Here is a 12,786-nt window from a genome sequence, read left to right on the forward strand (position 1 = left end):
CCTATAGGTACTTAAATTAGCACCCACGGGTACCAACAAAATATGATAAAGTCAATGAATATAGGGTGTTTCAGAGTTGTTCTAGTACTGGAGGTACCACGAAGTGGCAACTACAAAAAGCCCATCCAATTTGGATGGGCTTTTGTTTTGGAACAAAACGGAATCGAAGTTTATGCTGAGCAAAAAACATAATTTTTTGCCGAAGTAATACCCTGGAGGTACCACAAAAAACCCGGCAACTTTGCCGGGTTTTTTGTTTGGAAACTTTCTCTGTTAAAACCACAAGATATTACTGCCGATTGCGAAGAAAAACTGTCTACCGAAAGGCAAACCTTATTTATAGCCATTGGTAGCCGCTGGCATTTATTCATTCGTTAAGGTTTCGGGATGGGTTCAACAGTCAATTTATGTCCTTTTTTATCGAGATAGGTCACTGTCATTTCAATCATATGGGTGGTCCATTTTTCAACTCCGGCGTCTGCTGCTTGTTTGCAAAATGTTGGATAATCCGTTTGTCCTTGTTGATGAATGGAGATGGCGTGTTTTAAACGGTCCGAAGAGCTACTGTCATTCACCTGCATTTCAGGATATTTTGATGCCCCGTAAAGCGTAAAATCATTTTCTCCATAATAGGTTGTCCGGCCATCCGAAACGAAATTATCGTAGTGGGTTACCCCTATCCCTTTTAGGTCTTGGACAAATTTGGGAAAGTCGGCACCACTCTTAACTTTTGCAAATGCTTCGTGAATTTTTTCAAGGGTAAACATAGGTTGTGATCTTAAGGCTATTTCAAGTTTTCAATGGGTTCAGCTTGCAGGTAACTTGTTTGTTGAAAAGTAAAACACATCCCCACACCCTAAAATAAGAATAAAACCGATGACTGGTGTTGTTTTTTGTTTAGCGCTTTTTGCCACACCACAAGATACAATCTTGCGGGAGCGGAGGCTTATTTTGATTTTCCAATTAAGAATTCTCTGGCTTCAATCATTAATGGGTGTTTCTCGATTTCTTGCTCCGTCAAACTTTGCTTTTCCTGAATTTTAAAGTCGATAGTATCTATAAAACAAATACCAATATCATAAATATGCTCAGGGAGTCTGTCAACAAGAAATTGTAGCGAGTTGGAAACAGCCACACAAGAATTTAAAGCATAGGAACCTTGTTCGTCACTTCCAAAGTCGTCCATATCTGGTGTAACATCATCTATTTGGTTAAGCATTTGGTCAATTTCACTTTTGTTCACGTCTTTATTTTTAGACTGCTCCAAAATTGCTATTGCATCCATCAAGATGTCTTTATCGCCCCATTGATACTTCTCTGAAAACTCAACATAGTCAAAATAGAGTTTTTTGCAAACCTCAATCGCCAAAGCCAATTGTTTATCAAAATCAATAGAAAATACTTGTTTTTTAAACTTGGTTTCAAACTCGGCGTAGTTCATGATGATTATTTGGAATAGTATCAATTAAAATTTTTGTGGCATAAAACCACAAGATGCAATCTTGCGGGTGCGAGAACAATATGTGTTTATTATTTTTCTAGCTCTGTTATTCCTTCATTTAGTCTTCTCAAAACTTGTTCGTAAACTTCATCTCCAAGAATTTTTCTTAAAACAGACTCTATATTCAGGTCCAAATCATTTAATCGATATAATTCATTTCCCAAAAATGGATTTTTTATGAGTAAAAAATTATCATTTTCTGATTTTGCAATTCCGTGAAATTGGTTTTTTTTAGAAATATTTTCAAAATCTACTTTTGTCAGTTGATGCTTTTTTAAAAGAAGGTCAATAAATGTTTTAAATTCATCTGAGGCTTGATTGATTTGTATCCTATTCTTCTTTGTTAAAATCCCAAATTCTTGCGTTAAATCCCCCAAGTCATGGATTTCAAACAGTTCAAAATTGTCTTGAATTAATAGGGTCTTATTTAAACACTCTAAATCGAAAATAGAATTAAATATTTGGCCTTTCAACCATGGTAATATTTCGAGGAAATTTTGATGTGAAAATGTAATAACCGTAAAGTATTTCCCAGTCCTTTCATTTTTTAGATGTAAATCAAAAAATCCTGATTTATTTCCATATGAAATTGTATGGTGGTGATTTTGACTTTTTTTAGAGTGTCCAAATATTAGTTTATTGCCTAAAACAGTAAACCATAAATTGTCATTTATTTTAATTTTATTTGTCAAGGTGAGTTTTGAGTCTTACTTGTTTATAGAACTATAAGATACATTGCTTTACTTTAAAGCAAGAATAAATCAATCCCCAAACTCAAAAAGCTTGGAAATATCCACTTCCATTGCCAAGGCCAAAGTCACCAATGTTTTCAAAGTAATATTGGTTCTTCCATTCTCTATTCTTGATATGGTGGTCTTATCATAATCACAAATAGAGGCGACATCCAATTGAGATAATTCTTTGCTCTCTCTAATCTCTTTAATGCGTTGACCCAATTTCTTTTGGTAGGCGATTAATATTTCTTCGGTTATTGACATACATGTCAATATTAGTTTCTATATTCGCTGACGGAGTAAACATATATGTCAACTAGCATTATGGAGCATTCAGAAATTGCATCTAACAAATGGGGCAAGCCAAATCCAAACCCTATACAAACAATTACCAACTTCCTCCACCAAAGTTCCCAAACCCAATTGCAGATTACCTTTGCCTCCCTAGAAATTTGCAACCACCAAAACGGGCAACTGTTGCACTGCGTGCAGCGGCCCCAGAGCCGTCTTATCCTTCAAAAAATGCCAAAAAAAGGGCTGGCGAAGATGACTTTGCTGGATAATCTGGTCTTTAGCTTCTCCTTTCAATTTCAGATTGCCAAGACCCAAAAGTTCCATGAGGTAAAAATGTTGGCTCTGCCACGCCCTTTAGATCAAGGTAGATTGTTCGTAGATGAAGAAAGATTGCAACTCTCTTTTCAGATAGATTCCCCAGACCCCACCCTACGGGTGGAAGTAACGCATTTGTACCAAGGCATCCTAAAATTGGAACGCCATTGCACGCCGCTGTGTGCCCATTAACTATTACGGTGCTATTCAAAAACCAATAAAGAATCCCGGTTTTGGGTCACCACATACAGCGTTTTACCAGCTGCCGTCTTCACTTGCCCCATGGCCTTGGCATCGCCAGGGGCGGTAAACCCACTTTTATAATTGGGCACGGTAGTAAAACTGCCTTTGCCATCACCTTGGAGCAGCAGCCCGTTCAGCGCATCCAAACGGCCAATAAAGGTTTCGTTGCCATAATCGTTGCCAACTAACAACACATCCAGATGGTCATCGTGGTCCACATCGGTAATGAGCATATCGTTGATGGGTGCCAGTTGGGCCTCATTGGGCAATGGAATCAGTTTAAATTTTCCGTTCCCCAGATTTTCCACGTAGCTGCTCTTATCCTGGTTCCCGATGAGTTTTAGGGCGCCTTCGCGTTCGGCTTCGGTAAAGATATCAGCTTGGGTGGCCATACCATATTCCTTATAAAAATTGAATTTCCCTCTAAAAATGGGACTCTGTTGGAACATATCACCCCAAAAATTCACCGGAAAGGACTCCAACGCACCCTCGTTGTTCTTAAAATAGGCAAACACGATGGGGTCCATGCTGCCGTTACCATCAAAATCCTTCCCCAAAACGGTGACGGGATTTTCCTTGCTGGGTTGGTAGAAATTATTGGCGCCAATGTTGCCCACGATAAAATCGGTATCGCCATCGCCATCAAAATCGGCCCCGGCAATACTTTCCCACCAGCCCAGTTCGTCTTCCAATCCAGTTTCCAGAAGCGGGGTAAGACCACGACCGTTATTTTTAAAAATGGTGATGGGCATGTACTCGCCAACCACCATCAAATCCAAACGACCATCCGAATCGACATCGTTCCAAAGGGCATCGGTAACCATACCCACTTTAGATAAGCCCGGAGCCCATTGTTCGGTGACATCGACCAGCTTTCCGTTCTCATTTTTCAGCAAAAAGCTTTTATCGGGATAGGGATAGGAACCCATGGGACTGCGTCCCCCTACAAAAAGGTCGGTGAAGCCATCGCCGTCAAAATCTGTGGTCACCACCGCGGAGCCACTGGCATTGATCTCGGGCAAAAGTTCTGTTGCCAAAGTGAAGTTTCCTTCGCCATCATTCACGAAAAGCCTATCCGTATGCTTGTTGCCCACCGGCATAAACTCATTACTCCCCGAAACGAGGTATAAATCCAAATCCCCATCATTTTCCAAATCGAAAAGGGCAATACCTTCTTCTTCATAGGCCCAATCTTGCGGTTCGCTGAACAGCTGTCGTTGCACAAAAGTGCCATCGGGGCTTTGAAAAAATACCATGGGCGAGTAGCCACTGGAACTTCCCACCAAAAAATCATCGGTGCCGTTGCCGTCGATATCCCCAATGGCCAAGCAAGGTCCATTTTGGGTGAGTTTATGCGGTAGTGTGCGCTGCAGATTATAATCGATGACGTCTTGTTCTTCATGCACAAAGTCAAGTCCATCAATATCTGTTTTCTGGGTAAGCAAGGTCTTTGTTTTTGGCGGCGAAAATGGAAAGGCAAGGTGTCCATCCTCCGAAACTTTGGCATTGGTATAGTTGATGGTCTGCACTTCGTCAACCTTTACATTTGACAGTTTTTCCAGCTTTCCATCGGGCCAAAGCACCTCAATAGATGCCACTTTATCTTGATTTCCCAACCCGAAGTGCATCACCGGCTCCACCGAGGACATATAGCCACGGGTGGTATAATTTTCAGCGTATTGCATGCTGTCATCAGAAAACCGAACCACCACTTTAGCCCCAATCCCCAAAGGATTCTTCTTGGGCCCCTGCAATTGAAGTCGTAGAAAATGCTTGTCGGGTTGCGGTTCCAAGGTGTTTTCAAAAACAAAGGCTTCTTCGTTGATGTTGTTCACCACATAATCCAAATCGCCATCATTGTCCAAATCGGCATAGGCTGCGCCATTGGAAAACGAGGGAATACTGAGTCCCCATTTTTCACTGACATCCTCAAAAGTGAGGTCACCCTTATTTTTATAGGCATAGTTGGCAATCTTCACCACGGGAATGGAATCCAAAATTTGGGAGGGACTGGTAAACGGACCCACTTTCAGTCGGAAATCCCCAAAGTCCCGGTCGGTAATGTCGCGAGGAAACCCGTTGGTGATCAACAAATCCCGATTTCCATCATTATCAAAATCCACCACCAAAGGTGACCAGCTCCAATCGGTTTTGTAAATGCCTGCCATGAGTCCAATTTCGCTAAACGGTGCATCTGGTCCGTTGCCCAAATGAACCATGTTTCGGATGTATTGGTACTCGTAATCCCAACGCTTGTTGAGCGTATAATAAATGTAATTGTGCTCGCCGATGGTGGTCTTTATCCTCAGGTTGCTATCCCCGAGCATATCCAACGTAAAAATGTCCAGAAAGCCATCGTTGTTGAAATCAGAAATGTCCGACCCCATGGAAAAGCGGCTCTGGTGCTTTACGTGTTTTTCAATATCGTTGCGAAAAGTGCCATCTTTTTGGTTGATGTAGAGAATATCGTTGGTCATGTAATCATTGCTGATGTAGACATCGGGCCACCCGTCCATGTTGATGTCACTCACGGCCAAACCGAGTCCAAAACCTTCGATGGTGATGCCGGCTTCCATGGTAACATCGGAAAAGGAACCATCACCATTGTTCCGATAGAAACGGTCATTGCTCAAGGCGCTACCATCCAAAACCCTTGGCCGATAGTTGGTGGGAATGGCATTCCCCATCTCGTCAATAATGACGTTGTTGAGGATATAGAGGTCCAAATCGCCATCCAAATCATAATCAAAGAAAGTGGCAGCGGTGCAGTTTCCTGTATCGGCAATGCCGTAGTCTTGGGCCATTTCCTTGAACTTGGGTACGCCTTCGGCATTTACCCCCTGATTGACAAAGAGCATATTCGCCCCCGTTTTTACGGAGGCACAAACATAAAGGTCTAGTAGTCCATCGTTGTTGATATCGACAATTACCGCCCCAGTGCTCCATTTATCTACAGCTTCCACCCCAGCTTCAACAGAAATATCAGTAAACTTGAAATTACCTTGGTTAAGGTATAATTTGTTGGCCACTTTGGAGCCTGAAAAAAACACATCGGGTTTTCCATCCGCATTGAAATCGCCTACGGCGACCCCGGCACCATTATAAATAAGTTCCTCGGTAAGGATGTTGAAGGTCTCGGTTTCTTCAATAACATTATTGAAAGTAATCCCGGTTTCCGAGGAGGGTTTTAACACAAAAAGTGTTTGCACATCCTCTGTGCAGGAAGTCAAAACAAGTGTGGTCCATGTGCAAACCGCAATAAAAATCCCCGAAAAATGAAAGCGCATGGTTGGTGGTTTAGGTCATTAATATATCAATCTCCTATCTATAACAGGGCATTTTTGCCAAAAAGAGACCAAAAAACTGCACAACTTCTGGGATACGCATCACGATTAACTTTTTTTGAGTCAAGCCAATATGGAATTTAACCCGTACTTGCACCCATATTATTTGATATTATGATTTACAAACTTTCCAATGCAGTAGAAAGGGCAGCGATTGAGGAGGAGTTTGGAGTACATTTCAAATATCCCCATTTATATACCCCAAATACCATCATTGATGGTTTTAAGGAGACCAATGTATGTGTTGTTACCGCTCAGGAAAACCATAAAGTCTCTTACGCCATTTGGGGTCTGATGCCCCAAAATTTTAAAGAGGATTGGTACATTTTTCAAAACAATGCCAATACCTTGAATGTACAACTTCAGGATTTAGAACGTGTGGAATGGATGAAGGAGTCCTTTGTAAAACGAAGGTGTCTCGTCATCGTTTCCGGTTTTTACACCCATTTGCTGAAAAATGGAAAAACGTATACCTATTATGTTACCCAGAAAAATGGAAAGCCCTTCTATTTGGCGGGAGTTTACAATGTTCTGGAAGATGGTTTTCAATGTTGCGCCCTAGTAACGTCCAAAACCAATGCATTTGTTTCCAGTTATCACGACATAAGCAGCCAGGCGCCCATCATCATTCCAAAAGATTATGCGGAATCTTGGCTGGCCCATAATTTTGATGGCAATTCCTTAGCGGAAATCATTAATAATCCACCGGAAGTTGAACTCAAGGCCAATCTTATGCACGATGAGTTCTTTAAAAGCCTGAGGCCCACGGATTACATTTTGCATCCCAATTTTTTGGAAAAATAGTCTACCTATTGGCCAAATAATCCCTGATTTTTGACTCAATCCCCTGATTATATTGACTTTATCGCGTTTGGGTCAATTTCAAAATTGATAGGAGCAAGGTTTGCCTCTTGATTCATGCAAATTTGTAGTGTACTGATTAAGAGTTAGTCAGACAGCAACCAAAAAAATACAGATATGTTACGTTGGACAGTCACCTTTATAATTTTAGCCATCATTGCCGGAATTTTCGGTTTTGGAGGAATTGCCGCCGGTGCGGCGAGTATTGCCAAAATCCTATTCTTCATTTTTATCGTGTTATTCATTATTTCACTGATAACCGGAAGAAAACGACTTTAAAAATTACAATTATTAATCAATAAAAAATACAGATATGAGACGATCAATGAGTTTATTAATGCTACTAATTGCCTTTGCAACCAGCGCGAGTTTGACCAGTTGCAGAGAGACCGAAAAAACAAAGGCTGAAGAGGCCGTTGAAGATGTAAAAGATGGTGTGGAAGAAGTAGGCGACGATATTGAAGACGCCGCAGATGATGTAGGAGATGAAATTGAAGACATGACGGATGACCATTAATCATCTACTTTCCTATACCCTAAAAACTCTGGACAGTTGTCCAGAGTTTTTTTATGCACCTACCCAAAACCATTGCGTATTGTTGTTTTGTGCAGTAGCTTAGAATGCAATTAATTATGAACCTTCTGTTTTGAAGACCTTTTTCATCATTGTTCACGTTGCACTTTCAATATGGTGCATCGGTTCCATAATTTACCATGGTAGGCGGCCTTCCCGCTCTATTGGTTGGGTCCTTGCCATTATTGGACTGCCCTTTGTCGGTGCCATCCTCTATTATCTTTTTGGTGTAAACAGGCGTAAGCTTAAATTTTTCAATACGAAGGATTTTGAACGTCGCAGGCGGTTTTCCTACGGAAATGCCCCATCATCAGATAAATTCCACGCCAATTTTGACTCGGACATCAGGAAAAAGCGGTTGAACCAGCTCACCTATGCCAATTCCAATACGTTGGCCACGAGTGGCAATGCTATTACAGTGCTTCAAGATGGTGGTGAAACCTTCAACACCCTGTTCAAGGCCATGGAAAAGGCCGAAAAATTCATTCATGTGCAATATTACATTCTGGAACGTGGGGGACTATTGGATAAAATGTTGGAACTGTTCAAACGGAAAATCGCCGAAGGGGTGGAAGTCCGCATCATCTATGATTCTTTTGGAAGCTACAGCCTGCGCGGGCGACCCAAAAAACGATTTCAGGACATTGGGGTGAAAATTCATCCCATTATGCCCATTCGGGTAAAAAACCTACTGTTTTATCTCAACTTTAGAAATCATCGCAAGATTCTGGTCATTGATAACAAAGTTGCCTTTACGGGCGGGGTGAACATTTCGGATAAATACATAAAAAATAAAGGGGAGTTGGGTAAATGGAAGGACACCCATTTAAAGCTGGAGGGACCCATCGTGAACGACCTTCACCTCGTTTTTCTGAAGGACTACTTCTTTGCGAGCAACAAAGAGGAATTTAAAATGGAGGATTTCCTTTTTGAACAGTCAAAATGCGGTGAGGTCAATGCCCAAGTAGTGGCCGGTGGCCCGGATTCCAATCACCCCACCATTATGCAGCAATATCTTGGGATGATCAATCAGGCGCAAAAATCTATCCGTATTGCCAATCCCTATTTTTTACCGGGTGAGGCCTTTTACCAAAACCTCATCGTGGTTGCTCTTCAAGGGATTGATGTCCGTCTTTTAGTGCCCAAAAAATCGGATTCCCGCGCGGCCATGTACGCCATGTTCTCACAGTTTGAGGAACTCTTGGACGCTGGGATAAAAATTTACCTTCGGGATGATTTCTCCCATAGCAAAGCAATGCTTGTTGATGATGATTTGGTCTCCATCGGCTCTGGCAATTTTGATATCCGGAGCTTTGAGCTGAACTACGAGGCCAACATCCTTATTTACGACCAAGGCATCAGCAAAGAAATGACGGACGAGTTTGATGCACTTTGCGAAAAAGCGGAGCAGATCTCACTAGAGGAATTCAAAAATCGCCCCCATTGGATGAAATTAATGGAAGGACTCGCGAAATTCTTCAAACCGCTGTTATAAAATCCGTCCAATTACCTTTTAGGGCAAACATTGATTTTTTTGAGGCAACCCAAAATAACAGCCGCCCTAACTTTGCAGCAAAACATTATAATTATGAAAACTATTTTAAGTATTCTTTTTTTACTGACAGCGGTAACCATGAGTGCGCAAAGCATTTCTAAAAATGCACTGGGTATCCGTGTGGGAGACAATGACGGCTTTGGAGGTGAGATTTCATACCAACGATATCTACATGAAAACAACCGATTGGAGTTTGACCTAGGTTGGAGAGACTCTAATAATGTTGACGCCTTTAAATTGGTAGGACTTTACCAATGGGTAATGCCAATAGATGGTGGTTTTCACTGGTACGTAGGTGCTGGTGGTGGAATCGGTTCTTTTGATGCCGGAGAAAATGACGGTACCTTTGCATTGATTGCTGGTGACTTGGGTATTGAGTATGATTTTGACATACCTCTAATCATCTCCCTAGATATGCGACCAGAACTTGGATTTAATGACAGTTATTCTGATGACCTAGATTTGGACATAGCCCTGGGTCTCCGATACCAGTTTTAATAAACACTAATCACATAAAAAGGGCAACTAAGTTTGCCCTTTTTTTATCTCCAAAAAGTTTTGAAAGTTAGAGTAAAGCAGTTATTCTCATTTTTCTTGCTATTATTTATAATGTATTTGGTTTTGAGTGAGCCTAAAAAAACAATTCCGGAAATTATTAGACCCGAAGTGGAAATTGCCCTAACGCACTTTCCAGAACTTGAGGATGTTCCCATTGAATTCAAGTTTAAAAAGAACATCAAAAAATCTGTAATGCAGGCGCAACCCACCTTGCAAGGAATTTTTAGTTCCAAGGAAAACAGGAGTTACCGCATATTGATCAGTGAAAAATTCAAAATAACGGGTCAAGAATATCAAACCACGAATGTTCCCCAAGATGTTCTTATTGGTTGGATAGGGCATGAACTGGGTCATGTAATGGACTACCAAAATAGAAGTGGCATCAACCTGGTTGCCTTTGGCTTCCGGTATGCTTTTTTAAAGGATTATGTAAAAAAGGCCGAGCGTGCAGCCGATTCTTTTGCTGTGTTAAGGGGCATGTCCAATTATATCATCAAAACCAAACGATTCATTTTGGAAAACGCTGATATTGACCCGCTCTACAAAGAACGCATCAAAGAGTACTACTTGTCACCTGACGAAATCATGGAAATGGTCGAAGCAACCGAAGAAAAGACCAAAAACTAGATACTATTTGGCCTTTTGGGATACAAAATCCTCCCATTCGGCAAATTTCTCCTCACCCATAACCCGCTCCATTTTTACCTGACCACCTTTCTTTTTATTGGCACCGCTCCACTCGGCAAAGATGTTCTGGGGTACAAAATGCACCTTTACACCTTCCAAAGCTTTGCTTCGGGCCACTTTGTAATTCTTATTGGCCCCTTTCAGGTAGGTATCCAAAACCTCAGCCGTTTTATTGGAATCCACTTTGCTATCCGAGCCCAAATACCAGGTATGGTAAAAGCCGTCATCGAATCGCTTCGCACAAAGGGTGTATTCGGGGATTTTAATATCCAGTTCATCTTCCAAATGCTTCACGGCGTCGTTTAACTTGTTTACCGAAAGTTGGGAACCCACCGTATTCAAAAAGAACTTTGTTCTTCCAGTGATTTTTATCTCTGCACGTTTTACATCTGTGAATTTGATGGTATCGCCAATGATGTAGCGCCACGCACCCGAAACTGTGGAAATGATCAATACATAATCCTGATCTTCTTCAACCTCATCCAAGGTCAAGGAGGGGGCATCATCAGTAAGAGAGCCATCTTGATTGACATATTCCGGATTAAAGGGAACAAACTCAAAATAGACTCCATTATCGGTGATCAAACGCATCGCAGAGGTGTCTGGCCTATCCTGAAAAGCCAAAAATCCCTCCGAAGCCAAATAAGTGTCAATAATTTGAATGGGATGACCTAATAGGGCATTGAAACTTTTCTCGTAAGGATCAAATGCCACCCCGCCAGAGGTATAAACCTGAAGATTGGGCCAGATTTCGTGGATATGCTCAACTTCATTGTATTCGATGACCTTTTTGAGCATGAGTTCCATCCAAGAAGGGATTCCACTCAAGGCACCGATGTCCCAATTCTTTGCTTCTTTCGCAATCTTTAGGACCCGATGGTCCCAATCGTCAATTTGGGCAATCTCATCACCGGGCTTGTAGAATTTCTTGAACCAAAAGGGGATGTTGCTGGCACTGATTCCACTGATTTCCCCCTCCTTGTGCCCGTTGCGTTCCTCCAGGTCGGTGGAACTTCCCAGCATCATAATTTCCTTTTCAAAAAATTCAGCGGGCATATCAAAATTACTGAGTGCATAAATCTGCTTGATTCCCGCACTTTTTATGGAAGACAGCATATCTTCAGTAACGGGTATCCTCTTGGATTCCTTCCCGGTTGTCCCAGAACTCAGAGCAAAAAAATCTGGTCTTCCCGGCCAGGCAACATCTGGTTCACCATCAACAACCTTGCTCCACCATTCGTTGGAAATCTTGTTGTAGTCGTAATAAGGAATGGATTTAGCAAACGCCTTTCCTATATCGTCCGAAGCCATAATGGATTCAAAATCGAAATGTTTTCCAAACTGGGTGTTCTTTGCATGGGTGAGCAAATCTTTTAGTTCCGCTTGCTGCTCCTCCACCGGATTTCGTTCTTGACTCAATGAATCCCTTGCCTCTATAAAACCTTTTATGATGTTTCCTATGATTGCCATTGTATTTCAACTTTACAGTTACTGACCTAAAAATACATCGGTCGGTTTTTCAAGCTTTACTCAATTCAATTTTTGATTAATCGAAATGAACAAATTGTAAAAACTTAGGAAATACTGGAAAACACAAAGGCAGTTGAAACGAGTTCTTCTTAATGTTTTCATAAATATGAAAATCGAATCGTTCCATAGGCATAAAATATGGAACTAACCTTTATATTTAAGCAATCCAGATTAATTTTAAACAAAAATGACTCAAGATTTACTTGCCCACGCAGAAGAGTTTGAAAACAGACCATTGAGCCACATGTCCACCAGCGACAGGGTTGAGGCTTCTAGAGAAGCTAAAAAGCTTATTCTTTCCATCAATGAGATTTATAAAAAGACCAAAGATTCCAAATTAATGGACATCATGAAGAGTCTTACTGAAAAAAAGCGCAAAATTGAAAAGCGCTTGAAGGGAACTCCCCTGGTTTAATTCGTAATTACCTGATTTACAGGTAAAAAATACATTTAATTTTCAGGTTTTACAGGATTCCTTCGTTTCAATTCCTGATTTCCAAAAAGGCCATTTTCCATTTACAAAGTAATTATTACCAATTATGTCCTATTTCTTGCCATGGATATAATTGTGATTTGTAGGCCCAGTGTTT

General features: G+C 41.2%; 14 protein-coding genes. 8 read left to right on the plus strand and 6 right to left on the minus strand.

Features of this window, described 5'->3' with window-relative positions; translation table 11 throughout:
- Positions 1 to 374 precede the first annotated feature (374 nt).
- The 4 genes from ACFSJE_RS08115 to ACFSJE_RS08130 all read right to left on the minus strand — a co-directional run bounded on the left by ACFSJE_RS08115 (position 375) and on the right by ACFSJE_RS08130 (position 2,499).
- Positions 375 to 767 carry a DUF1398 domain-containing protein gene (locus ACFSJE_RS08115; RefSeq protein ID WP_379830487.1) on the minus strand — a complete coding sequence of 131 codons (393 nt, stop codon included), beginning with the start codon at positions 765 to 767 and terminating at the stop codon, positions 375 to 377.
- A 179-nt stretch (positions 768 to 946) separates the two neighbouring features.
- Positions 947 to 1,441: a DUF416 family protein gene (locus ACFSJE_RS08120; RefSeq protein ID WP_379830488.1), complete on the minus strand. Its 495-nt coding sequence runs from the start codon at positions 1,439 to 1,441 to the stop codon at positions 947 to 949.
- A gap of 89 nt (positions 1,442 to 1,530) precedes the next feature.
- Positions 1,531 to 2,193 (minus strand): hypothetical protein, encoded by a 663-nt coding sequence (locus tag ACFSJE_RS08125; protein WP_379830489.1) that lies wholly within the window; start codon positions 2,191 to 2,193, stop codon positions 1,531 to 1,533.
- Positions 2,194 to 2,262: 69 nt separating this feature from the next.
- Positions 2,263 to 2,499 carry a helix-turn-helix domain-containing protein gene (locus ACFSJE_RS08130; RefSeq protein ID WP_379830490.1) on the minus strand — a complete coding sequence of 79 codons (237 nt, stop codon included), beginning with the start codon at positions 2,497 to 2,499 and terminating at the stop codon, positions 2,263 to 2,265.
- Between the two features lie 45 nt (positions 2,500 to 2,544).
- Between ACFSJE_RS08130 and ACFSJE_RS08135 the strand changes: the two genes are divergently transcribed.
- The gene (locus ACFSJE_RS08135; RefSeq protein WP_379830491.1) at positions 2,545 to 3,036 is read left to right on the plus strand and encodes a hypothetical protein; all 492 of its coding nucleotides are present in this window, start codon (positions 2,545 to 2,547) and stop codon (positions 3,034 to 3,036) included.
- Positions 3,037 to 3,047: 11 nt separating this feature from the next.
- Here the strand turns inward: ACFSJE_RS08135 and ACFSJE_RS08140 are convergent, their stop codons facing one another.
- Entirely contained in the window at positions 3,048 to 6,374 is a 3,327-nt protein-coding gene (locus ACFSJE_RS08140; RefSeq protein WP_379830492.1) for a VCBS repeat-containing protein, read from the minus strand.
- 171 nt (positions 6,375 to 6,545) lie between these two features.
- On the opposite strand from ACFSJE_RS08140, the gene ACFSJE_RS08145 reads away from it, so the two are divergent.
- The 6 genes from ACFSJE_RS08145 to ACFSJE_RS08170 all read left to right on the plus strand — a co-directional run bounded on the left by ACFSJE_RS08145 (position 6,546) and on the right by ACFSJE_RS08170 (position 10,606).
- A complete protein-coding gene (locus ACFSJE_RS08145; protein WP_379830493.1) occupies positions 6,546 to 7,235 on the plus strand; it encodes an SOS response-associated peptidase in 690 nt (229 codons plus the stop codon).
- 174 nt (positions 7,236 to 7,409) lie between these two features.
- Entirely contained in the window at positions 7,410 to 7,571 is a 162-nt protein-coding gene (locus ACFSJE_RS08150) for a DUF1328 family protein (protein WP_067034370.1), read from the plus strand.
- Between the two features lie 34 nt (positions 7,572 to 7,605).
- The gene (locus ACFSJE_RS08155; protein ID WP_379830494.1) at positions 7,606 to 7,809 is read left to right on the plus strand and encodes a hypothetical protein; all 204 of its coding nucleotides are present in this window, start codon (positions 7,606 to 7,608) and stop codon (positions 7,807 to 7,809) included.
- A gap of 130 nt (positions 7,810 to 7,939) precedes the next feature.
- Positions 7,940 to 9,361: a cardiolipin synthase gene (gene cls, locus ACFSJE_RS08160; protein WP_379830495.1), complete on the plus strand. Its 1,422-nt coding sequence runs from the start codon at positions 7,940 to 7,942 to the stop codon at positions 9,359 to 9,361.
- A gap of 93 nt (positions 9,362 to 9,454) precedes the next feature.
- The gene (locus tag ACFSJE_RS08165; protein WP_379830496.1) at positions 9,455 to 9,919 is read left to right on the plus strand and encodes a hypothetical protein; all 465 of its coding nucleotides are present in this window, start codon (positions 9,455 to 9,457) and stop codon (positions 9,917 to 9,919) included.
- A 123-nt stretch (positions 9,920 to 10,042) separates the two neighbouring features.
- Positions 10,043 to 10,606, plus strand: coding sequence for a hypothetical protein (locus ACFSJE_RS08170; RefSeq protein ID WP_379830497.1), 564 nt, complete (start codon positions 10,043 to 10,045; stop codon positions 10,604 to 10,606).
- 3 nt (positions 10,607 to 10,609) lie between these two features.
- Here ACFSJE_RS08170 and ACFSJE_RS08175 read toward each other — a convergent pair whose 3' ends face one another.
- Complete coding sequence (locus tag ACFSJE_RS08175) at positions 10,610 to 12,136, minus strand: GH3 family acyl-acid amido synthetase (protein ID WP_379830498.1); 1,527 nt, start codon at positions 12,134 to 12,136, stop codon at positions 10,610 to 10,612.
- A 247-nt stretch (positions 12,137 to 12,383) separates the two neighbouring features.
- Here ACFSJE_RS08175 and ACFSJE_RS08180 point away from each other — a divergent pair, with 247 nt between their 5' ends.
- A complete protein-coding gene (locus ACFSJE_RS08180) occupies positions 12,384 to 12,611 on the plus strand; it encodes a hypothetical protein (RefSeq protein ID WP_379830499.1) in 228 nt (75 codons plus the stop codon).
- Positions 12,612 to 12,786: the final 175 nt, after the last annotated feature.

Source organism: Flagellimonas iocasae, assembly GCF_042682725.1.
Taxonomy (GTDB): Bacteria; Bacteroidota; Bacteroidia; order Flavobacteriales; family Flavobacteriaceae; genus Flagellimonas; species Flagellimonas iocasae.

Bases quoted from the DNA above. Each gene is read 5' to 3' on its own strand.
- ACFSJE_RS08115 (WP_379830487.1), bottom strand. From the start codon at position 767: ATGTTTACCCTTGAAAAAATTCACGAAGCATTTGCAAAAGTTAAGAGT.
- ACFSJE_RS08140 (WP_379830492.1), bottom strand. From the start codon at position 6,374: ATGCGCTTTCATTTTTCGGGGATTTTTATTGCGGTTTGCACATGGACC.
- ACFSJE_RS08150 (WP_067034370.1), top strand. From the start codon at position 7,410: ATGTTACGTTGGACAGTCACCTTTATAATTTTAGCCATCATTGCCGGA.
- ACFSJE_RS08180 (WP_379830499.1), top strand. From the start codon at position 12,384: ATGACTCAAGATTTACTTGCCCACGCAGAAGAGTTTGAAAACAGACCA.
- ACFSJE_RS08175 (WP_379830498.1), bottom strand. From the start codon at position 12,136: ATGGCAATCATAGGAAACATCATAAAAGGTTTTATAGAGGCAAGGGAT.
- ACFSJE_RS08120 (WP_379830488.1), bottom strand. From the start codon at position 1,441: ATGAACTACGCCGAGTTTGAAACCAAGTTTAAAAAACAAGTATTTTCT.
- ACFSJE_RS08135 (WP_379830491.1), top strand. From the start codon at position 2,545: ATGTCAACTAGCATTATGGAGCATTCAGAAATTGCATCTAACAAATGG.
- ACFSJE_RS08130 (WP_379830490.1), bottom strand. From the start codon at position 2,499: ATGTCAATAACCGAAGAAATATTAATCGCCTACCAAAAGAAATTGGGT.
- ACFSJE_RS08155 (WP_379830494.1), top strand. From the start codon at position 7,606: ATGAGACGATCAATGAGTTTATTAATGCTACTAATTGCCTTTGCAACC.
- ACFSJE_RS08165 (WP_379830496.1), top strand. From the start codon at position 9,455: ATGAAAACTATTTTAAGTATTCTTTTTTTACTGACAGCGGTAACCATG.
- ACFSJE_RS08145 (WP_379830493.1), top strand. From the start codon at position 6,546: ATGATTTACAAACTTTCCAATGCAGTAGAAAGGGCAGCGATTGAGGAG.